Here is a 22,918-nt window from a genome sequence, read left to right as displayed (position 1 = left end):
TTTTGGTCATTTGAATTTGAATGCTTAATTTTTAGCCACAATTTTATAAAGACATTGTTAATAGTGGGTGTATTCTATAAAAATTTATAATATATATTCCGTTTACCTGTACAATAATTCCTTTAAGATTTATGAACTACTTTTCTTTCAATATCTCTTTAAAGAGTGCTTCGATAGATTTATCTTTATAACTTAACTCGTAATGTATTTTTTCATCTACAGTAAACTTATCAAATTGCGGGTTAGGTATTTGCTTATTTATTCTACCATCTGAATAAATCTCAGCGCTTCGATGTGGTTTATCATTCTCAACTCTTTTCATAGCCTCTGAATCGTTAGCAATAAATTTTGCAGTAATATGCCCTTTTATCACATTGATTTTTATCATATGGTTAAATCTATTGCCATGCACAACCAGGTATTCACCTTTAGGCATGTTCTTCTGCGGTAATGGCCCTTTACCAACTTCACCAACAACTCCTTGTGATGTGATTTCCCTATATTTGGGAAATTCTTTCAAAACTTCTGTAGCGAAAAGGAAGTCGTTGTCACTGCTATAAATAAATCTTGAAGATGAAGAAATTTGTAAGTATTTAAGAAAACTAATACCTCTTGACTCCATTATTTGGGTTTCAAAGTGGTTGTCAGTTATTAATTGAGTATCAATTATATGTTTAGAATTAAAAGACTGGTACTTTATACTAATTTCTTCCAAATGTGAAGGACATAAGAGGCACAATACAAATTTTTCAGAAATTGGGAAATATATTTGAATTCCTCTAGATTCTATATCATTATCACCATAAGGTAAGCTATTAAATACAATTATAGGATTATCTGTGATCCAATAACGTTGAGAGTGTGTTTTATATAATAGGATAATCTTATCGTCTAAACTCTTAGCTATTTTTTCAATGTTGGATAGCTGTGCTAGATTATAAAGTTTAGCCTCTTGCTCTGATGGGATATGTATGTCAGATAACCACCCTTCATTTTCAATCCGCATCTTTAATTGTTCGTGGAAAGAAACAAACGTTGTCCGCTGTATCTTGGTACGCATTAGCTGAAAAGCTATGCATCTAATTAGAGTTTTAGTCTCTTTAGTATTTATGCCGGCAATACTTTCTTTGTCGATTATCTTTTTTATAATTGTCGCAAGTGAAGAATCATTAGTATCAAAAAATGATTCAAAGTTAAGATCTAAGTCACCGAGTTTTATAGAGTTGAAATGATTCTCACTTCCGGCATCTACGATTGAACTTAAAAATAAATTCGATCTTTTTTTATCATAGACATAAATTTGCTTCTTGTTATTTTGATAACTGAAGTTCTGTAAAACGGATTGCGGTATTATGTGGTGCTTTTTGGATTGAGCCATGAAATAGCTGATTAGTTAAAAGTATATTAGAATAATTTAATTTAAAATTATTAGCTTATTGTAATGGATAGGTACCTACTAATGTATAATGTTTAAGAAAGTATGTTTCTAACTTTTGCATAATTGATAAGCTACAACATACTGGTTTAAACTATGGGCAAGGTTTTTAGCCCCAGACTGACTTTTATGCCTTATCGTATAGTTTAAGCTTAATAATCTAATTTACTCCTCTCTGCTTCTTCATCCATTCTTTTGGCTTCACGTAAATATCCATCAACCAATCCATCAAAGATTCGGGCAATAATTGGGTGTTTTCTACGGTGTCCCTTAGCAAGCTTTCTGAAATATTCTGCATGGCCTCTTTCTATATTACCTCCATCAAATGGCCCTCTTGACGAGAAGCTTCTTTTATTATGTGTGGCTGACGAAAAGTTTCTTTTAATACTATCTGTATTAACCGTTTCAATAATTTCACATATTTCCTCAGGTGGCCAATCTGGTTCTTTTTCAGGGTATTGTGCCAGTACTTGACCAATCTGCGCATCAGCTACTTCTATACGATCAGCTTCTTGGGCTAATTTTCTAGCCTCTTTAACCCAATTTTGCAGATTATCTTTATTAATTTCACCTTGTTCATTTACTCCAGGAATTCTCTTCCAAGAGTCAAGAAGCTTATAGGCTTGCATAGCTCTATTCCCAATAACTTCATCAGACAAGCCTTGGCGTTCTTCTTCTACTAATTCCTTGTTTTTGGGCATGTAAACCCATTTTAGTACTTCTAAGAAAAATTTTGGGTTATTTGCCAGCTCATCATGTAATACCCGTGGATTCCTTCTATTACCATATGACGCCAATATTGATAAATATAACCATTCGAGGTGGATCATTTTTCCTCGTTCCACATCAGAGCGTTTGTCAATTTCTTCAAAAAGTTTATCAACCTCATAACCATGAAGGCGAGCTGTCTCTTTAGATTCAACTGTAGCCGCCTTTATCAAAATGTCCACGATTAAATCTGATGGAATTTCTTCCGTTGAATGGCTAGCAACATCAATTGCACTAATAAATCTAGAGTGATTTAAAAGCTCTTTGAGTCCGTATATTATCTCATCCTGTTTTAAAAGATAAAAACGCGGGTTCATATGAAGCCAATATTCATTTTTGATTCCTTTATTGAATCCGTTGATAAAGTCCCATAACTTTTTTGTTTGGTTCAGCGGTATGAAAAACCTAGCAAGTGCTTTGTCATTTATTTGCTTTTTATCAAACTGTTCGAAATAATTAAGTGTCCATTCTTCTCCCTTTAGAATTGACTTTCGATAAATAAATGATTGAGCGAATCTCAGAACCTTATCATCCGATGTATCCAACAATCCAATAATTTCTGTTAATACCTCATCATTTGATATCTTGGCTAAGGTATCTCCTAAGGACCAAGGCTCTTTTATAGACTGACTCAAAGAAATAACTTTACTTAATCCATATTCCTCAAGTATTATTTTAAGTGCTTCGACTCTTCGATCATCTATCTTCTTTTGCATTTGATCGTGTCGACTTTCACTTTGTCCTTCTTCACGTCCATCTCCTTCAGGAAATCTTGGCCAATGATCGTCAAAGAGCCATTTATATTTTAATATAGAATCCTTAGGTGTTAACCGTTCATATATGATTTCCAGCTTCTTTAATTCATCTTCGGGTAAAGCCCATTCAGTATCGGGGTATGATCTATGATGAGAAAGTTTATTTCTTAAAGTGTGCCAAGCAGTATATTCAACTTGTTGAATTTTATCTAATTCGGAATCCAAAAAGGAAAGTAAGCTTTCCCGGTCTTGAATAGACAAATTAATGATGCCCTCCAGAATGTCAGATAATTGGCCTTCCGAATAGTCAAAAACAGAAACCATTATATTAACCACTTCGGAGTGGGTATCCCAAATCTCTTTGTAGGTATAGTTTTTATCAAAACTATGATCAAGCATTCTCCAACGCATTTTATGGGTCGGATGACCAACTCCGTGACTTTGAGGCAGCATTTGTAAAAGTAAAGCCCAGCCGATCTCTTTGGTTATAGCAGCAATTTGACGAACAGTTTTCATGCGTTCATCAAAACTCGCCAAAGTTTGATAATGCCAAGGCTTGAAAACTTCCACCAGGCTGTTGATTGGTCTATTAGAAAGAGCTCCACCTGGATCAAATTGAGCTAATTTACTTAAAGCTAAAGCTGAATCACCCAAATACTCAGGATCCCAAGCCAGACCCTCTAAAGCCCAAAGCAGACCAGTATGATGACTAGTTGGAGTTATAAAGCCTTCAACCTCTCGAAAAACTTCTAACAATGGAGAAGGGGATTTTTTAAGCGAATCAAAAATGGAATTAAAGAAACTATTGGGAGAAGCTTCGGAAATAAGAGGCATTTCATTATTTAATGAAGACCACAATTGACCGTCTGCATCATTCAGTAACTCATTTATAATGTCATCAACCCATATTTGAGGTGATTCCATATCTAGAATTTTTAACCCCTTACCATATAAACCAATAAGAATTAATGATTGGACTAGCCCTTCACGAGCCCATGATGAAAACTTTTTTTCTTTAGATAAGAACTGAGTAAAAGCGGCTTTATCTGAATCTGGTTCTAGCGTAGGATTACCATATTTAAATCCCTCGAAAAAACATTCTTTAAGAGTGTTTAGGTTCTCTGACGAAAGATGTTCAGCCAAATGAGCCCATGCATCAAGGGGTGAAGTCAATCGCCAAGTTTCACCTATTTTTATAAATGGTGGGGTTTCATGATCATTCCACCTCGATATTTCCTTAATAAAGCTCTTGTAATCCTTTTGAGCCAACTTTTCAATAAGCTCAATATCGCCTTTGTTTTTTTCATTCCATCTGCCAATCAACATTCCGGGAATAATCTCTTTGGCATTCTCAGGTTCAGCCCATTCTAACTGATACTGATGGAATTTTAGGAGCCTTTTTAGAACAGTTATATTTCGAGCACTCTCCTTTGAATAACTGGCAGCTGTCGTTTCAGATAGCCCCATCAATTTTAATGCTTCAACCAATCCATCCCGATCAATTAATGGCAAAACCAACTTGTCTTGATTGAAGGTGTCATCTGCTCCTAATGGTACTAAAACATGATGACCATCTGCAACACCTGCATACAAAACTTGTGGATGATCAAACTTCGCAATAAGATTTAATCCAAACTGATTTATTCGGATACTTCTGAAGTTTGCAGGCGTATCCACCACAAGTGCCTTTGCGGCAAATGCTTCTTGATGTGCTTTTTCGAACTGCATAGCTGCTGCGATTATAAAAGCAACAGCCTCATCCTTTGATGAAGCTTGTACAGGTAAAATTGCTGGAGCTCCTTGAAGAAATTTCAGAAGTTGCTCAGATTCATACTCTCTTCCTGCTGTTACCGTTTTTGGTGGAAGTATGCCAATCGGTCCTGTAGCCCATTCCTTCCAATACTCTTCAATAGTTATAATTCCGTCTGGAGGGTATTTTTTAGCGTAACTTGAAAACCATCGTGAGGCCACGGGAGCTATTTCAAACCATTCTTCCAAATTCCTAGAATCATAAATAAGCACATCTTTCCAGATACCAAGTGCTATTTTCTTCTGTCTGACTTCATCTTTCTTTTTGAAAAATCTAGGAGTAACTACAACCAAGGTACATTCTGATGGCTCATATCCGAGCGTATCTGCTGTCCGTTTTGCCATGTCTCTGTTCGCTTTTCCAGCAGAACTTACTTCTGTACCGAACTCCCACATGGACGTACCGGCAGGGACGTATGGGGTTGACTCATTACAAATCACCTTACCATCCCAACCCCCAATAAATGTACTGCTACCGTCAGGAAACTCTACGAATGTACCTAAAGGAGTAGTAGATCGCACAAGTCTTGAAATTAAGTACGGCAAGTAACCCTTTGAGTCATATCGCTCTGCCCACTTTTCAATATCATGTCGATCTATAAATTTCATATAGTTTAATTTTATTTATTATGGGTTAATTCATTTTCAATATCCTCAATCGTAGGCAGACTTGACTTGAGGTTTTCGGGAAGAGCACGCGTTAATTCAAATTCAGAAATGCCAATTGGCTTTTTTACATCCCGAAGGGCATACTCAGCCATCACTTTATCCTTGGTCTGGCAAAGAATTAACCCGATGGTGGGACCATCAGTTGCATGTCTTAACAAGTCATCCACTGCTGAACAGTAAAAATTCATCTTTCCAGCATATTCAGGTTTGAACTCTCCTTTTTTTAGATCAATCACTACAAAGCATCGCATATGTAGATGATAAAACAATAAGTCCAAGTAATAATCGTGATTGCTTACTGTCAGATGATACTGTCGGCCGACAAAAGCGAAACCAGTTCCTAACTCCAATAAGAATTTTTCGATATGCCGAGTAAGTTCTACCTCTAGTTCTCTTTCAGTAAAAGGTTGAGTTAGGGTCAGGAAATCAAAAATATACGGATCTTTAAGGCTTTGTCTAGCTAGGTCTGATTGCGGATCAGGAAGTTGTTCAGCAAAATTATTGATTGTATTGCCTTGTCTTGTGTGCAGGCTACTTTTAAGCATTAAGCTTAATACATCCCGGCTCCAGCCATTTTGGATAGTTTGTTGGGCATACCACATCCGGGTAGGCATATCTTTGATTTTTTCAATCAACAATAAATTATGCCCCCATGGAAGTTGAGCAACAATTTCCAATTGCATTTTAGCAATCTGTAAATTTGCCACGGGCTGTGGCAAATTTACAGATTGCTCGATTTCAGGTGGATATTCCCGGTAAAAGGCTAGCATTCGCCCTAAATTGCGTTCAGAGAACCCTTTAAGTTCCGGTAACTCATTCTTCAGGTCTTTGCTCAGTTTAGGTATTACTGCGGCTGACCAACCTTGTTCCTGTTGGCGTTGGAAAATCAGCTGACCAATATCCCAATATAGGAAAATCATCTCTGCATTAGCGGCCAAAGTTGCTTTCGTCTGGGCTATCCGGATACGAGATTTGACATCCTCAAGTAAAGATGTATAAAAAGTCAAATTCAATTTTAAAGGTTTTATAATGAGCGAAAAAGTTTAACTAATTGCATAGAAATGCAAAGTAGAGGGGAAAAGAGAAATCAGATAACATTAAGAAAACGGTTATTTTACCAAAGTAAATCCAGATTAGCTAATCTAAATCCCATGGCTTGACTACTAACTTTAAACTTAATTGCAAGGCATTGAATTACATCTACTTGATCATCTTCAAAGTTAAATTTAGTATTTTTTATAGCTAAATTCACTAGTTCTCTTGGCATTAATAAGGCTGCAGCAAATGCATTAGCTTCACGTTCTTGTAGAAATTCACCCGTTGATGAATTTTGATCACGATACACAATAGTAAATAGATTACTTGGCTTATCAATAAACACTCCTTCACGTTGATGTTCAAGTAAATAATGCCCTATCTCGTGCGCAATGGTAAATCGTTGCCTAAATTCTATATTATTAGAATTTACACCAATTGTTGATTGGCCTAAATTAGTAATCAATAGTCCAGAAATATCCTCGGCTAAATCATGATAGATAATATTAAGATTTAAATTTTTAGCTAATGCGGAGACATCTATAGGTTCGGAATATAAATCGAACATCCTTAGACTATCTTCAGCACATTTTTCTATTTGCCTTAATCTTTTACGATTCATTTCCAGAGTTTATAATTTTATCTGTAAAGCTTCTAAGTTTTTCCTGGGAACTTTCACTTATTCCAGTCTTAAAAATGGCTTTCGTTAAAACGCTATTGAGTTCTTCATCTTTGGATGCAGGAACTACATTGTTAGGAATTAAATCATGTACTCCTATTTTTAATACATTGGCTATCAGACTTAGTAAGTACAAGGATGGATGTTGTCTTCCTTGTTCAATGTTGACGATAGATGTTCTGCTTAAATTTATTTTAGAAGCAAGATCAGTCTGGCTCATGTTAAGTTTCATACGGCAAGCACGGATATTCTGGCCTATCACCACATAAAACTCTATTTGACTCAAATAACTCATACGCAAATATATAAACTTAGTATACAATGTCAACTATCACAAACATTGTTTGTGATAGTTGACATAAATTTTTTTAAAAATGATTGCTTTTAAAAACTTATTTATATATTTTCGTATATAGTTAAAACTTATATATACAAAACCTATGACTAACAAAAAATCTACATCCTCCAATATTGCTAAACATGCTGCGCAAGTTCTTTCTGATCCATATGCTTCTTCAATAGCCAAGACACTTGCCGGATCTGCTTTATCACAAGTAAATAAAGGACATCAGACTGGAAGTAAAGTAGAAGATATTGCATCAAAAGCGCTATCCAGCTCAAAGTATAGCAATGAGACTAAAGTGCTTGCTGCATCTGTTCTTTCCCAATCAAATAAAGGACGTTGAATATTGCCTTAAAAGCTAATTGTTGCATTATGTGACAATTAGCTTTGTACCATTTCATCCCATAGTTATAGGAATGGATTACTTGTTACGAACTTTGGAAACTCTCTGGGAAATGGGAAGGATTAGAAAAAATTGAGAGGATAAGTTTAATTCAAGTGGAAATTTTGCGTAATCATCTTAGTTACTTGATATGGCGGCAATTGACTTAATTTAAAATGTCAATCCAAGATAACGGTAACAAGTAGCTCGAGAGATACCCAGTATCTTAGCAATCTCCTCTGCTCGCTTACCTGATTCGGAAAGAACTTTCGCGGACCTGGCTTTTTCCATGGCTTCGGGTGTCAAACCACTAGGCCTCCCTCCTGCTCGGCCGCGAGCTTTGGCTGCCACTAAGCCTGCTTTGGTTCGTTCTTTAATAATCTCGCGTTCAAATTCGGCTAAAGAAGCAAAGATGTTAAAAGTAAATCGACCAGTGGAAGTAGCCGTGTTGATGCCGTCTTGTAAACTCACGAAGTCTACTCCCCTACTTTGAAACTCGGCTACCAGGTCAATCAAATCGCGCAAGGACCTACCCAGCCGATCTAGCTTCCACACCACCACCGTATCGCCGGACCGAAGTTGACCCAGCAATTTCTCCAGCTCCGGCCGTTCCTTGTTCTTACCTGATTTCTTTTCCTGAAACACCAGCTCACATCCCTGCCGGGTGAGAGCGTCTAATTGCAGTTCTAATTTTTGGTCCTGGGTGCTGACCCGAGCGTAACCTATTTTCATATTTGTCTCACGAATGCCATCTCAAATATACAAAAATACTTTTGATTTATGAGATGGTCATTTGATACGGTTTTTAGCTGAAAAAAGCCTCCTTTTGGAGGCTCAGATTTCGTCTCGTAAAACGGTCGTTTCGTGAGATGAATGGTCAACGTATTTTAGGACTAAAAAGCAACTTTCTTTAGTAAACAGCATCGTACTCCCTCCTGAAAAGGCTACTTAGCCGATTAATAAACGGTTATAAACGGATATAAACGTTTATAACCGTTTATTAATCGGCTAAGGCTTCTAAAAAGACCAAGTACAACCCATATATTCCCTTCTTTTAGTCTGAAATACCTTTCCTATTGATTACAAATAGTCGTTTTAAGGAGCCTATCAACTCTAAAGAAAGAATTCATTTCAGATAAAAGTTATTTGGGAAAGAAAAAGTGGAGCTGGCAGGATAATTGGAGAATATTGTATATATTACTTATAATATGAAACAAGCCACTTTAACTAGTAAAAACACCCTTACAAGCCTCCTGAAAGCAGGTATTCCTACTCCAGCCATAGTGCAGATAACCGGAACAACTCCGTTTATCCGCTAGTTAGCTGCCAACAAAATGAAGAAAACAGTAGAAATAATAGAAGAGTTGAAGAGGTTTATACCTGTTGATGAAGATGCACCTGAAAGTAACGATATACTTTTGGACAACATCTTGGAAGACCTGTTCGAGAATGAGGATGCCCATTTAGTAATACCTTCATTATTTGAATTGATGGAAAATTATCCTGATGTTGACTTTGGGGCACCTGGTACAATTGTGCATACTTTAGAGACTTTCGATGGACAATATGAAGAGCAACTGTATTTATCTCTAAAAAGGGAGCCAACTGTTTTGAGTGTGCTGATGTTAAATAGAATAATTAACTCTTTATCAGACCCAAAAGAGAAAAATGAAAACATTGAACTTCTCCGTCAGATAAGTATTTCAGATAATATTAACGAGAACGCGAAAGAAGAAGCAAGAAGTTTTTACGATTATCAATTAAAGAATCTCGTCAGCTAATCGAGTAGACGGCCCTGCCACCGATAGGTAGCAGGGAGCGCCTCTCACACCACTGTACGTGCGGGTCTCGCATACAGCGGTTCGTTAAGTTGTAGAGCTACTTTCTTGTAGTAATCGAGCAACGATTCATATCCCCTCTTTACCAGTCGCTGGAGGGTAATGGTAGTCCCCAGCATCGGACTTTGGGCCACCGCCCAGCCGCCCTTCCGGGTCCGGCTCCAGGCGTAAGCCTGTCCCGCCGGAACACCTAGCCGTATCAGGTTCTTTCTTTTCCGCTCGGGTTTCTTCCAGTCATGCCAAATGCAATGGCGCAGCCGGTTGCGTAACCAACTATCCACTTCTTTTAACTTTCCCTGAATACTAGCCAAACGGAAGTAGTTGACCCAACCCCGCTGCACTTCTTTGAGTTGCTCCATACGCTCCTCAAAGGTACTGGGTGTGGTTTTGCGGGTAATGGCTTTCAGACTTTGTTTGAGCTTAACCCAAGCCTTTTCGGCCACCACCAGCTGGTATTTACCTTTGTCCCCTTTCCGGTAAGTGGGCACAAACCGGTAACCTAGTATCTGGAAATCTACTGGTCGTCTAATGCCGCTCTTTTCCCGATTGATGGGTAATCGCAACTTGTTTTTCAGGAACAGGAAAAGACTGTTGCCCACCTGTCGGGCTGCTGCTTCACTTTTGGTGTAAACACTGAAGTCATCGGCATAGCGCACGTACCGCCAGCCTTGCTTTTCCAGCTCTTTATCCAGTTCGTGGAGCAGGATGTTGGAGAGCAGCGGGCTCAACGGACTGCCTTGCGGTACCCCTTTGCGGCGTTTGGTTAGCTTTCCCTGGATAAGCATAGGAGCCCGCAACCATTTGCGGATCAGGCGCAGGGTGAGCGGGCATTTAACCTTGCGGTATACCAGTTGCAAGAGCAGGCAGTGATCTACTTCATCGAAGAAGCTTTTCAGATCCATGTCCACGATATGCTGGTAACCGGCATGGATATGCTTCTGAGCCTGCAATACTGCCTGCTGGGCATTCCGATTGGGGCGAAAGCCGTAGCTGTAGGGTTTGAACGCCAGCTCAAACAAGGGCGCGATGACTTGGTTTACCGCCTGTTGCAGCAGCCGGTCGGTGACGGTGGGAATGCCTAACAGGCGTTTCTGACCGTTGCTCTTGGGTATTTCTACTCCTAAGATGGGCTGAGGAAGGTAGCTGCCATTCGCAATAGCCGTGACAATCCGATCTTTGCTGACTTGCAGGTATGCGGCTAATCTACTCACGGGCATACCGTCCACCCCGGCCGAACCTTGGTTGGCCCGCACTTGGCGGTAAGCCTGGAGCAGGTTGCCCCGGTGGAGTACTTTCTCAATCATCTTACTACTTTAAGGGTAATCCTTGTTCCGCTTAAGGTAAGACTGGACTCGCCTCCTTACCACATTGGGAACAAACTTAACGTTTGGCCCTTCATCACGTGGTGAGACCTCCGTAGTGCTTACGGCTCGTTTCCCGTGACTACTATGGCCGCTGCTGACTTCTCCCTAGCTAACCCGTAGTGGGGAGACCTCCCCAGGTAAGACACTTATCCTTCCTTCTAATCCAGCGGCATCTACACCAAGTCGTTTGTTGGTCAAGGGCTTTACAAAGAGGTGCTTGCTTACCCACGACTCGGTGCCTCTTATGCCGTTTCTGTTCGTCCGTTCAGAAGTTTGTAGTCCCGCTTCCTTCAATGCTGGAGTTACCTCCAACCACCTTGCGGCTTACTAATCGGCTGCACCAACTCGCCGATAAGGGACTTGCACCCTCTGGATAATCTGAGTATCTTTCTTTCGAAATATTACCCGTGCCATGCTGGGCACACACCAAACCTAAACGTCAGTCTCGGCCGACGGCCTCAACCGTCGTTTAGCAGAGCCGTTGTGTGCAAGGCTAAACGACCTATTCATCCAAACTTTAGCAAACAATTTTTGAAATAAAAATTAATATGTTTGCCATACCAAAATGTTTTTTAAGACAACAATATTATGGACATTACAAATTTTCCAGAACATTTATTTGAAAATAACTACACGGAGACATCAGACCTACAAATTACTAACTACGAAGTGTATAAACATGTTTCCAAAAATAAGATTAACCTAAACAAAAATGTATTCAGTTTTTTGTTGGACGGACAAAAGAACATTCACTTTTCAAATGACATCGTTTCGATAGATGATACACAATCCTTACTCCTTGCATCGGGAAATTTTTTAACAACAGAAATTATAGGGGCAAATAGTTATAGTTGCCTACTCTTTTTCTTTTCTCAAAAAAACATTAATAATTTTTTATTGAAATATGGGCATTTATTTAACCCAAATGATTTTAATAAAGCAGCCACCAGTAGTCCTTATTTCCTTATAGAAAAAGACAATTTTATTATGCATTTTATTAATTCTATTCAACAAATTCATGGCTTGAATCAAACAATCTCTCAAAAGATTCTGGAATTGAAATTTGAAGAAATTATGCTGTATCTGGCTGATAAGTATGGGCAATTTTTTTTTGTTTATCTACATTCATTGTTAATCAATGAAAGAGAATTATCTTTTAAAATGGTCATTGAAAAAAATCTGTACACGAGTTTGAATATTGATGAGGTCGCTTTTCTATGCAATATGAGCCTGTCTACTTTTAAGCGAAAATTTATACAAGTATATCAAGAGTCTCCAGGAAAATGGTTTCAACTAAAACGGCTCAACAAAGCCAAAAAATTATTGCTTAATAATGAAGCGACACCATCAGAAATCTATATGGACTTTGGTTATGACAGCTTATCAAATTTTAGCACAGCCTTTAAAAATGAATTTGGTTACAGTCCAAAAAACATTATGAAAACTTGACCTTTTTTCATAAGTTTTTGAACTAAATAAAAAAGCCTCACAATCTTAAATGAGCTACATTTGTTAAAAGAAAATTGTTTTAATTTAGAATTAAAAAGACATGAAAAAATTAGGATTATTAGTTCGACTAGAAGCAAAACGTGGAAAAGAAAAAAATGTTGAAGAGTTTATTACAAGTGCATTGCCACTTGCTAATGAAGAAGCGCGTACTATTACATGGTATGCGTTCCGTATTGACGCTTCTACATTTGGCATTTTTGACACTTTTTCAGATGAAGAAGGCAGAGAAGCACATCTTGGTGGCAAGATTGCAAAGGCGTTAATGGAAAATGCACCTGAATTGTTGGCTACTGCACCATCTATTGAGAAATTGGACGTTTTAGCGGCTAAATAAATACACCACAATTATTATAAAATGGCAGCCTGTCAAAGTTCTGTAAAGGAATTTGGACAGGCTTCCTATGTTTAAAACAGCGTGGAAATAAATTAAGCTTAGACTGACGAAGAAGCCCAGCACACAACAAGGGTTTGCCAAAAGCGGGGCTGAAGTGCTTCTATTAAACATTTCTGCAAGGTTCAATAGTAGTAATTCTATTGAACTTTTGTGCTAAAAAACCCCGCCTTCGGCAAGCCGCAAAACGTTGGGTGTAACTGAATATTTAAAAATAATAGAGCCTTGGCAATATCATTAAGTGACATTATTAAATCAGAAGCTCTGCTCTACATATCTGTCCTTATTTCTTTTTGGCTACCATTTTATGTTTATGCAAAGATATATGCCCTTATAAAGTTTAAGGTTTACTCTTTAAAAGATGTAATGGTATTGATTGGGTGTGTTGCCACACTTTCGATTATCTTTATAGTTGTGTTCAATGATAAACAGCGGTTGTACATTTTTAGCCTAATGACAATGCTGCTTCTGGCATTGTCTCTCTATTTGTTAGTAAGAAGGATTTTAATTAAAAAGTAATAAGGACACATCAATAGAAAGTTTAAAATTGATAAAGTAAATCAATAACAACTTCACCCAACAAAGCCTAAAGCACACTAAGGCGTGCCTTAGCCAAGTCCGTTAGGATTAAAAATGTTTGAGAGTGTAACATATCAAAAAAAGGATAAGTCCTACCTGGAAGAAAGGTACATGCTTTTGTGTTTTATCTTTTTCGGAATAGTGGTAATATTTTATATTTTAGAATTGAGGTCTATCTACTCCATCATTCCATTTATTACGTCTATTATCTTTTATTGGAAATGGCACTATTTTAAACAGGGTCAAGAAAGATTAGATGGAAGATTCCAAAAGCAGCTAAAACTATGTAAAACCTCCATTCAGGTTGGTGAAACTGTATTTACTTTAAATGAAATAACAGATATTAGAATAGATATCAAACATCTATTTGGAGAGGAAGTTATTTCGACCTCGACTATAACCTACAAAAATGGTACGGATAATAACTTAGAATTCACTTATAATAATGTAAAATACCAATTTGCCTTTTGGATTAAATCAGAGCAACACAAGGAAGATTTGAAGAGGATACTAAAAGAATGGTATTTAGCTAAAGTAAGATTTGAGGAAACTTCAAAAGGAAATACATCCTATCTCCTGGAAGTTTAGGATTACGATCAAATTCAGGTGTTAAAAGATCAGTATAAGCTTAATTAAAAAAAATTCTACTCCTAACCACATCTATACGGTAGCTGCGCCACCGCAAAGCCTAGTCCGTTACCTGCAATCTTACAACCAGCACTTTTAAAGCCCAAATGTTGAATACTTTCAAAGAACATATAAACAAATTCGCAGAAGCTTCTAACGATGAATTTGATGAAATTCAAAAATTCTTTGACCTCAAAGATGTAGCTAAAAAAGAAAACTTACTAGAGGAAGGACAAATTTGCAGACACCATTATTTTGTACTAAGCGGCTTGCTACGAAAGTTTTACATCAATGAAAAAGGCATGGAACAAACCACCGAATTTGCCATAGAAACTTGGTGGATGACCGACAACATTGCTTACGAACGCAAGATCTCTTCCCAATTTTATATCCAAGCAGTAGAAAAATCTAAGATTCTTTGTATCACACAAGACAATCAGGAAAAACTGGTAAAAGCATTTCCGGGTATGGAACGCTATTTCCGTTTTGTTTACCAGCGGGCTTACGCCGCAGCCCAAATGCGTATTAAATATCTTTACTCCCTTTCCAAAGAAGAGTTTTATTTTCAATCAATTGAAAGGTATCCCGAATTTGCACAACGTATTCCCCAGTACTTACTCGCTTCCTATTTGGGATTCACACCCGAATATCTAAGTGAAATTCGTAAAAAGCGTATTTCTTAAACCAGTTTAAGATTTTTCATTTTCTCATTTGCCAGCTTTGCATTGAACAATTTTAAAAGAATTAGGCAATGCAAAAACGATTCAACATTAAAGCAGCAGCTCCCAATGCGCTAAAGGCAATGATTGGTTTAGAAACCTATCTTTCACAGTGTTCTATATCCAAAACGACCAAAGAACTTATTAAAATCCGTGCTTCACAAATCAACGGGTGTGCCTATTGTATCAACATCCATACGCAAGACGCCATTAAAAATGGTGAAACGACCCAGCGTATTTTTTTGCTGAATGCCTGGCGAGAAGCCGAAGGTATTTTTACGGAAGAAGAAAAAGCAGTGTTGGCTATCACGGAAGAGATAACGTTAATCCATCAAAATGGATTAGCGGACGACACTTATACAAACGCCTTACAATTCTTTAGCGAAACACAAATTGCAGATATTATAACGGCCGTTATTACCATCAATCTATGGAACAGGGTTGTACTAAGCACCCATCTGCTGATAGGACAAAGTTTGGCATAAGACAATCCTAATAGAAAATCGCAGGTGTAACGACCTGTGATTTTTTATTGGAAAGAAAAAGAATTCGGGTTATCGGGCCTAGTGAATAAACAAGATTAGATAACAAACTTATGTGGACTAAAGAAAATATGCCTGATTTGACAGGCAAAACAGCTATTGTAACCGGAGCAAATACCGGTATCGGTTACGAAACGGCAAAGGCTTTATATGAAAAAGGAGCAAATGTTACCATTGCTGCAAGAGACCAAAATAAAATTGAGGTAGCCATTGAGAAGATTACATCATCTACAAAAGGAAATGGAAGTTTAGAAATCGGCATTCTGAATTTAGCACATACTACTCAGATAAAATCTTTTGCAGATGGATTTAAAAATAGACATTCAAAACTTGACATTTTAGTAAACAATGCTGGCGTGATGATACCACCAGCATCAAAAACCGATAAGGGGTATGAGTTGCAGTTTGGGGTAAATTTTTTAGGGCATTTTGCTTTAACAGGACATTTGTTTCCATTATTAAAAAAGGCTTCAAATGCCCGTGTGGTAACACTTTCAAGCGGTGCAGCAACATTAACGGATAATATTGATTTTGATAATTTGAAATTAGAAAAGCCGTACAACGCATGGCAGTCTTATGCCATAAGCAAGTTGGCAGACATTCTGTTTACCTATGAATTAGACAGAAAAATAAAAGCAGCGGATTTAAAAATGATTTCCGCAGCTTCGCATCCCGGCGTTACACGAACAGATTTACAACGTCATATTCCCGGTGAGCAATTAGAAGGAATGTTCGCTGAATTTGATGAAGTGATGCAGCCCTGGCAAGGTGCATTACCTTCACTTTTTGCAGCTACAGACGCATCCGTAATGGGTGGTGAATTTTATGGTCCTGATGGAGCGAATGAATATTCGGGTTATCCGGCTTTATCTAAACACAGCACCAGGGCAATGAACGATAAGGAATTAGCTAAACAATTATGGAAATATGCGGAAAGTGAGAGTGGTGTGAGGTTTGAAATATAAAGGACTGCAGCTAACCGGGTGTTTATGAAATTATGGCTGGGGGTTGGAGCATTCAACGATATATCGCTATTTTGCTATTGCAGCTAATTGGAACGGACGTTTTTCAAATGCTACAACTTCACCAATACTTTAGCATTAATTCATTAATTGTACAAAAGCTAGAAAACCCTTCCTATTTAACATATAATTCGTTATCTGAAAAAGGGAATTTGCAGCACTCTAATAGCCATTCTTTGCAACCTATATATTGGCACTTTACCAATCTATGAAAAATAATCCTTTCTGCCATGGCGAATAGTATATTCCTTGATTTAGTAACTGCTATCTTTAAGCGTGTAGTTAAACCAGGAAAGAATGCAACCTAGAATCTCTGTAGTGACATTAGCCGTAAACGACTTAGAGAAAGCCGTTGCCTTTTACCGAGATGGACTGGGATTACCAACCCAAGGGATTATCGGTAAAGAATTTGAATACGGGGCCGTCGCTTTTTTTGATTTACAAAATGGGCTAAAACTAGCCCTATGGCCTAGAACAAGCTTGGCGCACGATACGCAGTTAAAACCTAACGAACCCGCGGTCACTGATTTCACCCTAGGTCACAATGTTGCTAGCAAAGCAGAAGTAGATGCGGTGATGGAGCAGGCCAAAAGCGCGGGAGCAACCATTGTAAAATCCGCCCAAAATACTTTTTATGGGGGTTATGCGGGATATTTCCAGGACCTAGACCAACACCTATGGGAAATCGTTTACAATCCCGCCTTCGATTTAAACGATTAGTTTAGCCTGCCGCTTAAGGTTCTCCAAATAAAGCGTGCTATTGGTGACCAACGGATAGAAATAGGCAACAAATTAAAAAGAAGACACCTCCTTTTCAAAAGCTTTGTAGTCCCCTCCTACTCGGCTAATTAGGTCCTATAAGTACCAATATGTAAAACAGCTTTAATTTATCTCAAGAAAGTAGTCTTTTCGTAAGATAGAATCTTTCCTAAAAGTTAGCTTATTTAACTTGTTTTTGCAGCAAAAGAGAACCATATTCCGTTATACCGTTCTATAATAGCAGCCACTACCCTAATACCTTTACTCCCTAACTTATAAGTTGATTTCAATGTCTGATCTTTACTCTCCGCCGCCCAACTTATTGGCGGTCTTCAACTCTTTGCCCGGCGCTTACTTACTTCTCTCCCGCGATTTAATTATGGAAGCCGTATCGGATGCTTACCTGGAGGCAACCCTCACGAAACGGGAAGACTTAGTTGGGCATCATATATTCGAGCTTTTTCCGGACAACCCCGAAGCTCCGGAAGCGAAAGGAAAGACGAATGTGCGGGCTTCTTTAGAACAAGTAATAGCCACGGGTAAGCCCCACGAATTGGCCCGCCAACAGTACGATGTACCCGATCCGGAAAAAGCTGGTCACTTTGTGGAACGCCACTGGTTAACCCGCAATATCCCGGTATTAGATGCGCAGGGGCAAGTGTACCAGATTATCCATTCGGTTGTCAATGTAACCGCGGCGGTACTGGCTGAAAAAAAACTTTCCCAGAGTGAATCCCGCGAAAAAGCTGCGCATGCGCAAGCTGATCTACAAGAGCAGCAACTGCATAATATCTTAATGCAAGCACCGGCTCTCATCTGTATTTTCCAGGGACCCGAGCACGTTTTTAAATTCGTGAATCCGCCTTATCAGCAGTTAGTAGGCGAACGCCCCTTAGTCGGTAAACCGATTGCCGAAGTCATGCCGGAACTTGTTGGTCAACCTATTTTTGGTTTACTCCATAAAGTATATCGTACTGGCGAGACCTACTACGCCAATGAGATGCTCGTGCAGCTCGATCATGAAAATACGGGTCAAGAACTAGGAGAAAACTATTATAATTTCATCTACCAGGCTACGCGCAATTTAGCCGGTGAAGTAGATGGAATTATAGTCTTTGCTTATGAAGTAACCGCCCAGGTAGCGGCTCGTCGCCAGGTAGATATAAGCCGGCAAGAAGTTCAAACCCTGAATAAAGAATTGCAGGCTATAAACGAAGAACTGCAAGTTACCAACCAGGAACTTACTTCCACCAACCAGAAATTGGAAAAGGCTCAGCACGCCTTAAAACAACTCAATCAGGTACTAGAAGCCCGGGTAGATGATCGCACTCTCGCCTTACACGCGGCCCTCCAGAAAACAGAGCTGCAACGGGAACAATTGCGCGAGCAACAAAACAAATTGCAGCTGATCTTAGGGCAGGTGCCCGCCGCTATTGCCACATTAGAGGGACCGGAACATCGCTATAATTTTTTCAATGATCCTTACCTGGCTCTGTCGGGTGATCGCGCCCAATTAGGGCTAACCGTGACCGAAGTTTTTCCGGAATTAGCCGAGCAAGGTTTTGTTAGTTTATTAGACCAGGTGTATGCTACTGGCTTTCCTTTTGTAGGAACCGAAAAATCTCTGCGACTTTATGATCCGAACACGGGAAAACTTAAGCAACGATACGTAGATTTTGTCTACCAGCCCTTGCGAAATGACTTTGGCCAGATCCAAGGGATTCTGGCCTTTATTGTGGACGTTACCGAGAAGGTAGAAGCCCGGCAGCAAGCCGCCGCTTTACAGGCCGAATTAATAGCTAATGCGCAGAAATTAATCCAAGAACGCGAAACGTTCTACCAGGTATTTGAACTGACCCCCGCGGCTATTTGCATCCAACGGGGACCGGAACACCGGTACGAATACGTTAACGCCGCTTACCAGGCGTTTTTCCCGGGTAGGGAATTACTGGGCCGGACGGTAGCGGAAGCTTTGCCCGAAACGGTACCCGCGGGTTTCGCCGGGCTTTTAAATAAAGTTTACCAGACGGGGGAGACGTACTTCGGTCAGGAAGCTCCGCTACTGCTGGAACAGCCCGATGGAAAGCCACCCAGGGAAATGTATTTTACTTTTACTTACCAGGCTTACCGCGAGAACGGCCAAATCGTGGGGATTTCTACTTTTGCGTACGATGTTACCCAGCAAGTGCAAATGCGTCAGCAACAAGAAGCGCAGCAAAAACAACTGCAAGTTCTTTTCGAGCAAGCTCCCGTGGCTATTGCCGTGCTGCGCAATCCGGAATACGTGATTGAGGTAGCCAATCCCCTGGTAGCAGCCTTGTGGGGCCGAATTCCGGAACAGGTGTTAGGTAAAGCCTTGCTGGAAGCGCTGCCGGAAGTACGTGACCAAGGTTTTAAGGAGTTACTCGATGAAGTGGTGCGTACCGGTACCCCTTTTGTAGCCAACGAAGTAACCGCCATGTTGCCCCGAAATGGCCAATTAGAAAAAATATACTTAAACTTTGTTTACCAACCTTTACAGGATGAGCAAGGCCAGGTGATGAGCGTGGCGGCGGTAGCAACCGACGTCAGTGAACAAGTAAAAGCCCGCCAAGCCAGTGAAGCCAGCACCCAGCAACTACGCCTGATAACCGATTCCTTACCCGTTCTCATTGGCTACCTGGATCAGGAAGAAAAATACCGGTTCGCCAATAAAGCCTACGAGAGTTGGTTTCACCAAAAACCAGAAGATTTGCTGAACCGGCCGGTCCGCCAGGTAGTAGGGGAAACCGCTTACCGGGGAGTAAAACAATACATTGATCGTGCCCTTAAAGGGGAACGACTGGACTTTGAAGCGACCATGCCCTACCGAGAAGGCTTTACCAAACATATCCGGACCAGTTACGTTCCCGATTTACAAAATGAAAAGGTCGTAGGCTTCTATACCCTGGTGCAGGATATTACCGATCAGGTAGAAGCCCGCCGGATTGTGGAAGCCAGTGAACGCAAAGCAACGGCCTTAGCTGAAAATCTGCTCACGGCGAATCAGGAATTACAAGAGGCTAATCAGCAACTCGTGCGCGTGAACGTGGATTTGGATAATTTCATTTATACTGCCTCGCACGATTTGAAAGCGCCTATTCTTAACATCGAAGGGTTAATGGAAGCTTTGTCGGATCAACTGCCCCCCGATAGCTTACAAACCGAAGATGTTCCGTATACGCTACATCTCATCCAGGATTCAGTGCAACGCTTTAAGCGCACCATTGATCATTTAACCGAAATTACCAAGCTGCAAAAGGAAAATAAAGCCGAAGTCACACCGGTTGATCTGGCGGCTATCATCAGCGATGTGCAGCTGGATTTAGCTACGCTCATTCAAACTACCCAGGCCCAGATTGAAGTCGATGTCCGCAACTGTCCTACCATCCGTTTTTCAGCGAAAAATCTGCGCAGTATTATTTATAATTTACTTTCGAACGCTATTAAATATCATTCTCCGAAACGAACCCCGCTAATCCAGATTTATTGTACTGGAACAGCGGAATACCAGGTGCTCACAGTTGCCGATAATGGTTTAGGCATGGACTTGTCTGGCAAAAACAAGCTTTTCACCATGTTCAAGCGTTTGCATAACCACGTGGAAGGATCCGGCATTGGCTTATACATGGTCAAGAAAATAATTGAGAATGCGGGGGGTAAGATTGAAGTTACCAGTAACGTGGAGGAGGGCTCTACCTTCCAGGTATATTTTCGGCGATAATAATCAAGAAACCCAGTAAAGGCCTAGGTATAATACCGAACAGTACTAACAAAGAACACCATGACTAAAATGACTTGCGCCTTGCTGGTAGACGATGACGAGACGGCTATTTATTTAAATAAAAGGCTTTTCCAAAAACTGGCAGTAGCCGAAAAGCTTTTGGTAGCCCATAATGGGTTAGAGGCCTTACAACTCTTGCAAGCCCATTGTCCCGGTGGGGATTGCCCCCGGTTAATTTTGTTAGATATCAATATGCCTATTATGGATGGCTTTGAATTCCTGGAGGCGTATGAGCAATTAGAGCTTGCGCAGCGGCAATCGGTTATTATCATTATGTTGACTACTTCTTTAAACCCGCAAGACGTAGAAAAGATAGAACAAGCGAATATAACGGGGCTGCTGAATAAGCCTTTGACCGAGGCCGCTTTAAAAAGTATTCTGGCCCAACATTTTGAAGCATAGGTAAGCCCTCCCTAGCTAATTGTGGGATGAATAGATTGGGCAGATATGCCCTTTTTAAGTTCAACCCAGTCTAATAGGTACTGTTATGAGAAGTAAAGAGTGAAATAGTCTTATTATTCTAATGCATCCTTATTATGCGCCCTACTTGTCAAAAGCTTATTTGTCTCTTATAAAGCAGCCTTTTCGTCGCTGCTGCTGACTTCTGGTTGAATAATATCTCCTCCTTTTAAGAACTATCCGGTTTTGTTGCAGTATAAATTCTTAACCGTAATATATACGGTCGCAACATACGAATTCAAAGCAGGATAGTGGGATGGAACTAGTTAAGACGAAACAAGCCATATACGATTACTTAATTGCGCCTTCGCCCTTGTTTCTCAAACAAGTGGTCGATATTGCCGAAACTAAGGAGTATTTGCTGGTAATGGATTCGCGGGAAATGAAAAAGCGCTCCATTCCCGATCAGGTAATTGCCCGTTTTGAAAGCCGCTTCCAGCATTTGTGTCAACATAGTTGCAACTGTCAAGAGTACGATGGGGTCAATTATTTATTAATCCCCAAAATCTAGAAATTAACGACTACCCCGCAGGGAATGCGGTTGGTTGCCGAGTAAAGCAACTATTTTCGCGCGTACTTCTTCCAGGGTAGTTCCCCGGGTAATGATATGGGGCAATTCGACGATCTTACCTACGATGGTCCCTCTTCTGCCTTTTTGAAAGGCAATGGTTAAATTAGAATAATTCATGTTTTTACCCGTACTTACGGGGCTTTTAAAATGATACAGGGGAGTTACGCTTAAGTGAATAACTAAGTTTTCCTTAAGATGACTCTGAAGCAGTTATTAAATTTTAGACCAAAATATCTCCTGGAATGTGTACCTTTATCCTATATCTTTCCTTTGGCGTCAAATGGTTTACTAGTGAAGGCATCTTACTTGCCGGAGGGATATAACGCTGGTTAGTTAATACTTTTAAAATGACGCTACTTGAAAATAGAGCTACCCAATACTTTTGGTAATATTTTTATATCCATTAGCTATGATGCCCTCCATGGCTGGGTATACAACAACTGGCGTGGGTATCAAACCCTGGAAAGCGTAATGCAGGGGGCAAATGCTTGTTTAGAAATGATTCAAAAATATCGCTGCTTCCGGCTATTAAATGATAACCGCCAGGTAGTAGGTCCCTGGGATCATGCCACCGATTGGATTGCCCAGGATTGGACTCCCCGGGCTAGAGCTTTAGGACTTACCTATTTTGCCCACGTAGTTAGTGCCGAATCGATGGCCCGCTTATCGGCCGAGCAGATGCATGTAAAAATCAGTAATTCTTTCCAGATGCAAATATTCGCCGACTACTCCTTAGCTACGGAATGGTTGAGCCAAAGCAAATAGATTCTCCTTTGAGCAGTCATTTTTTGGCTTATAACCACTTTTATGATAAATAGAAAATGCAAAGTTGCTTATTGAGGTATTAATACTTGTCATGGA

21 protein-coding genes are annotated in these 22,918 nt (G+C 39.8%); 13 read left to right on the top strand and 8 right to left on the bottom strand.

Going from position 1 to position 22,918, the window contains the following annotated elements:
- Nucleotides 1-136: 136 nt before the first annotated feature.
- The 5 genes from HUW48_RS00590 to HUW48_RS00570 form a co-directional block, all read right to left on the bottom strand.
- Nucleotides 137-1,378, bottom strand: a complete 1,242-nt coding sequence (locus HUW48_RS00590; protein ID WP_182411420.1) for a DUF4238 domain-containing protein — start codon at nucleotides 1,376-1,378, stop codon at nucleotides 137-139.
- Nucleotides 1,379-1,587: 209 nt separating this feature from the next.
- Entirely contained in the window at nucleotides 1,588-5,376 is a 3,789-nt protein-coding gene (locus HUW48_RS00585) for a hypothetical protein (RefSeq protein ID WP_182411419.1), read from the bottom strand.
- A gap of 11 nt (nucleotides 5,377-5,387) precedes the next feature.
- Nucleotides 5,388-6,449 (bottom strand): PDDEXK nuclease domain-containing protein, encoded by a 1,062-nt coding sequence (locus HUW48_RS00580; protein ID WP_246343462.1) that lies wholly within the window; start codon nucleotides 6,447-6,449, stop codon nucleotides 5,388-5,390.
- A 101-nt stretch (nucleotides 6,450-6,550) separates the two neighbouring features.
- The gene (locus HUW48_RS00575; RefSeq protein WP_182411418.1) at nucleotides 6,551-7,093 is read right to left on the bottom strand and encodes an ImmA/IrrE family metallo-endopeptidase; all 543 of its coding nucleotides are present in this window, start codon (nucleotides 7,091-7,093) and stop codon (nucleotides 6,551-6,553) included.
- Nucleotides 7,083-7,445 carry a helix-turn-helix transcriptional regulator gene (locus tag HUW48_RS00570; protein WP_182411417.1) on the bottom strand — a complete coding sequence of 121 codons (363 nt, stop codon included), beginning with the start codon at nucleotides 7,443-7,445 and terminating at the stop codon, nucleotides 7,083-7,085. The genes HUW48_RS00575 and HUW48_RS00570 overlap by 11 nt, the downstream gene beginning before the upstream one ends.
- A gap of 145 nt (nucleotides 7,446-7,590) precedes the next feature.
- On the opposite strand from HUW48_RS00570, the gene HUW48_RS00565 reads away from it, so the two are divergent.
- Entirely contained in the window at nucleotides 7,591-7,836 is a 246-nt protein-coding gene (locus tag HUW48_RS00565) for a hypothetical protein (RefSeq protein WP_182411416.1), read from the top strand.
- A gap of 210 nt (nucleotides 7,837-8,046) precedes the next feature.
- On the opposite strand, the gene HUW48_RS00560 is transcribed toward HUW48_RS00565, so the two are convergent.
- Complete coding sequence (locus HUW48_RS00560; RefSeq protein ID WP_182411415.1) at nucleotides 8,047-8,607, bottom strand: recombinase family protein; 561 nt, start codon at nucleotides 8,605-8,607, stop codon at nucleotides 8,047-8,049.
- Nucleotides 8,608-9,209: 602 nt separating this feature from the next.
- Here HUW48_RS00560 and HUW48_RS00555 point away from each other — a divergent pair.
- A complete protein-coding gene (locus tag HUW48_RS00555; RefSeq protein WP_182411414.1) occupies nucleotides 9,210-9,656 on the top strand; it encodes a hypothetical protein in 447 nt (148 codons plus the stop codon).
- A gap of 44 nt (nucleotides 9,657-9,700) precedes the next feature.
- On the opposite strand, the gene ltrA is transcribed toward HUW48_RS00555, so the two are convergent.
- Nucleotides 9,701-11,017, bottom strand: a complete 1,317-nt coding sequence (ltrA, locus tag HUW48_RS00550; protein ID WP_182411413.1) for a group II intron reverse transcriptase/maturase — start codon at nucleotides 11,015-11,017, stop codon at nucleotides 9,701-9,703.
- Between the two features lie 648 nt (nucleotides 11,018-11,665).
- On the opposite strand from ltrA, the gene HUW48_RS00545 reads away from it, so the two are divergent.
- The 10 genes from HUW48_RS00545 (at nucleotide 11,666) to HUW48_RS00500 (ending at nucleotide 21,997) form a co-directional block, all read left to right on the top strand.
- Nucleotides 11,666-12,526 (top strand): helix-turn-helix domain-containing protein, encoded by an 861-nt coding sequence (locus HUW48_RS00545; RefSeq protein ID WP_246343461.1) that lies wholly within the window; start codon nucleotides 11,666-11,668, stop codon nucleotides 12,524-12,526.
- 100 nt (nucleotides 12,527-12,626) lie between these two features.
- Nucleotides 12,627-12,920 (top strand): putative quinol monooxygenase, encoded by a 294-nt coding sequence (locus HUW48_RS00540; protein ID WP_182411412.1) that lies wholly within the window; start codon nucleotides 12,627-12,629, stop codon nucleotides 12,918-12,920.
- Nucleotides 12,921-13,610: 690 nt separating this feature from the next.
- Nucleotides 13,611-14,144, top strand: coding sequence for a hypothetical protein (locus HUW48_RS00535; RefSeq protein WP_182411411.1), 534 nt, complete (start codon nucleotides 13,611-13,613; stop codon nucleotides 14,142-14,144).
- Between the two features lie 146 nt (nucleotides 14,145-14,290).
- Complete coding sequence (locus HUW48_RS00530) at nucleotides 14,291-14,866, top strand: Crp/Fnr family transcriptional regulator (protein ID WP_182411410.1); 576 nt, start codon at nucleotides 14,291-14,293, stop codon at nucleotides 14,864-14,866.
- A gap of 68 nt (nucleotides 14,867-14,934) precedes the next feature.
- A complete protein-coding gene (locus HUW48_RS00525; protein ID WP_182411409.1) occupies nucleotides 14,935-15,387 on the top strand; it encodes a carboxymuconolactone decarboxylase family protein in 453 nt (150 codons plus the stop codon).
- A gap of 110 nt (nucleotides 15,388-15,497) precedes the next feature.
- Nucleotides 15,498-16,409: an oxidoreductase gene (locus HUW48_RS00520; RefSeq protein WP_182411408.1), complete on the top strand. Its 912-nt coding sequence runs from the start codon at nucleotides 15,498-15,500 to the stop codon at nucleotides 16,407-16,409.
- A gap of 354 nt (nucleotides 16,410-16,763) precedes the next feature.
- The gene (locus HUW48_RS00515) at nucleotides 16,764-17,186 is read left to right on the top strand and encodes a VOC family protein (protein WP_182411407.1); all 423 of its coding nucleotides are present in this window, start codon (nucleotides 16,764-16,766) and stop codon (nucleotides 17,184-17,186) included.
- A 328-nt stretch (nucleotides 17,187-17,514) separates the two neighbouring features.
- The gene (locus HUW48_RS00510) at nucleotides 17,515-20,967 is read left to right on the top strand and encodes a PAS domain-containing protein (RefSeq protein ID WP_182411406.1); all 3,453 of its coding nucleotides are present in this window, start codon (nucleotides 17,515-17,517) and stop codon (nucleotides 20,965-20,967) included.
- A 60-nt stretch (nucleotides 20,968-21,027) separates the two neighbouring features.
- A complete protein-coding gene (locus tag HUW48_RS00505; RefSeq protein WP_182411405.1) occupies nucleotides 21,028-21,429 on the top strand; it encodes a response regulator in 402 nt (133 codons plus the stop codon).
- Nucleotides 21,430-21,742: 313 nt separating this feature from the next.
- The gene (locus tag HUW48_RS00500) at nucleotides 21,743-21,997 is read left to right on the top strand and encodes a hypothetical protein (protein ID WP_182411404.1); all 255 of its coding nucleotides are present in this window, start codon (nucleotides 21,743-21,745) and stop codon (nucleotides 21,995-21,997) included.
- Between the two features lie 3 nt (nucleotides 21,998-22,000).
- On the opposite strand, the gene HUW48_RS00495 is transcribed toward HUW48_RS00500, so the two are convergent.
- Complete coding sequence (locus HUW48_RS00495) at nucleotides 22,001-22,174, bottom strand: hypothetical protein (protein ID WP_182411403.1); 174 nt, start codon at nucleotides 22,172-22,174, stop codon at nucleotides 22,001-22,003.
- A 240-nt stretch (nucleotides 22,175-22,414) separates the two neighbouring features.
- Between HUW48_RS00495 and HUW48_RS00490 the strand changes: the two genes are divergently transcribed.
- Nucleotides 22,415-22,822, top strand: a complete 408-nt coding sequence (locus tag HUW48_RS00490) for a hypothetical protein (RefSeq protein WP_182411402.1) — start codon at nucleotides 22,415-22,417, stop codon at nucleotides 22,820-22,822.
- The last annotated feature ends 96 nt before the right edge of the window (nucleotides 22,823-22,918 follow it).

The sequence above is a fragment of the Adhaeribacter radiodurans genome (assembly GCF_014075995.1).
In the GTDB taxonomy this organism is placed as follows: domain Bacteria; phylum Bacteroidota; class Bacteroidia; order Cytophagales; family Hymenobacteraceae; genus Adhaeribacter; species Adhaeribacter radiodurans.
The sequence above is the reverse complement of the archived record's forward strand: the minus strand, read 5'-3'. Positions and strand labels throughout refer to the sequence as shown.

Excerpts from the sequence above, each read along its gene's own strand:
- HUW48_RS00590 (WP_182411420.1), bottom strand. The coding sequence starts at position 1,378 with ATGGCTCAATCCAAAAAGCACCACATAATACCGCAATCCGTTTTACAG.
- HUW48_RS00585 (WP_182411419.1), bottom strand. The coding sequence starts at position 5,376 with ATGAAATTTATAGATCGACATGATATTGAAAAGTGGGCAGAGCGATAT.
- HUW48_RS00575 (WP_182411418.1), bottom strand. The coding sequence starts at position 7,093 with ATGAATCGTAAAAGATTAAGGCAAATAGAAAAATGTGCTGAAGATAGT.
- HUW48_RS00570 (WP_182411417.1), bottom strand. The coding sequence starts at position 7,445 with ATGAGTTATTTGAGTCAAATAGAGTTTTATGTGGTGATAGGCCAGAAT.
- HUW48_RS00565 (WP_182411416.1), top strand. The coding sequence starts at position 7,591 with ATGACTAACAAAAAATCTACATCCTCCAATATTGCTAAACATGCTGCG.
- HUW48_RS00560 (WP_182411415.1), bottom strand. The coding sequence starts at position 8,607 with ATGAAAATAGGTTACGCTCGGGTCAGCACCCAGGACCAAAAATTAGAA.
- HUW48_RS00555 (WP_182411414.1), top strand. The coding sequence starts at position 9,210 with ATGAAGAAAACAGTAGAAATAATAGAAGAGTTGAAGAGGTTTATACCT.
- ltrA (WP_182411413.1), bottom strand. The coding sequence starts at position 11,017 with ATGATTGAGAAAGTACTCCACCGGGGCAACCTGCTCCAGGCTTACCGC.
- HUW48_RS00545 (WP_246343461.1), top strand. The coding sequence starts at position 11,666 with ATGGACATTACAAATTTTCCAGAACATTTATTTGAAAATAACTACACG.
- HUW48_RS00540 (WP_182411412.1), top strand. The coding sequence starts at position 12,627 with ATGAAAAAATTAGGATTATTAGTTCGACTAGAAGCAAAACGTGGAAAA.
- HUW48_RS00535 (WP_182411411.1), top strand. The coding sequence starts at position 13,611 with ATGTTTGAGAGTGTAACATATCAAAAAAAGGATAAGTCCTACCTGGAA.
- HUW48_RS00530 (WP_182411410.1), top strand. The coding sequence starts at position 14,291 with ATGTTGAATACTTTCAAAGAACATATAAACAAATTCGCAGAAGCTTCT.
- HUW48_RS00525 (WP_182411409.1), top strand. The coding sequence starts at position 14,935 with ATGCAAAAACGATTCAACATTAAAGCAGCAGCTCCCAATGCGCTAAAG.
- HUW48_RS00520 (WP_182411408.1), top strand. The coding sequence starts at position 15,498 with ATGTGGACTAAAGAAAATATGCCTGATTTGACAGGCAAAACAGCTATT.
- HUW48_RS00515 (WP_182411407.1), top strand. The coding sequence starts at position 16,764 with ATGCAACCTAGAATCTCTGTAGTGACATTAGCCGTAAACGACTTAGAG.
- HUW48_RS00510 (WP_182411406.1), top strand. The coding sequence starts at position 17,515 with ATGTCTGATCTTTACTCTCCGCCGCCCAACTTATTGGCGGTCTTCAAC.
- HUW48_RS00505 (WP_182411405.1), top strand. The coding sequence starts at position 21,028 with ATGACTAAAATGACTTGCGCCTTGCTGGTAGACGATGACGAGACGGCT.
- HUW48_RS00500 (WP_182411404.1), top strand. The coding sequence starts at position 21,743 with ATGGAACTAGTTAAGACGAAACAAGCCATATACGATTACTTAATTGCG.
- HUW48_RS00495 (WP_182411403.1), bottom strand. The coding sequence starts at position 22,174 with ATGAATTATTCTAATTTAACCATTGCCTTTCAAAAAGGCAGAAGAGGG.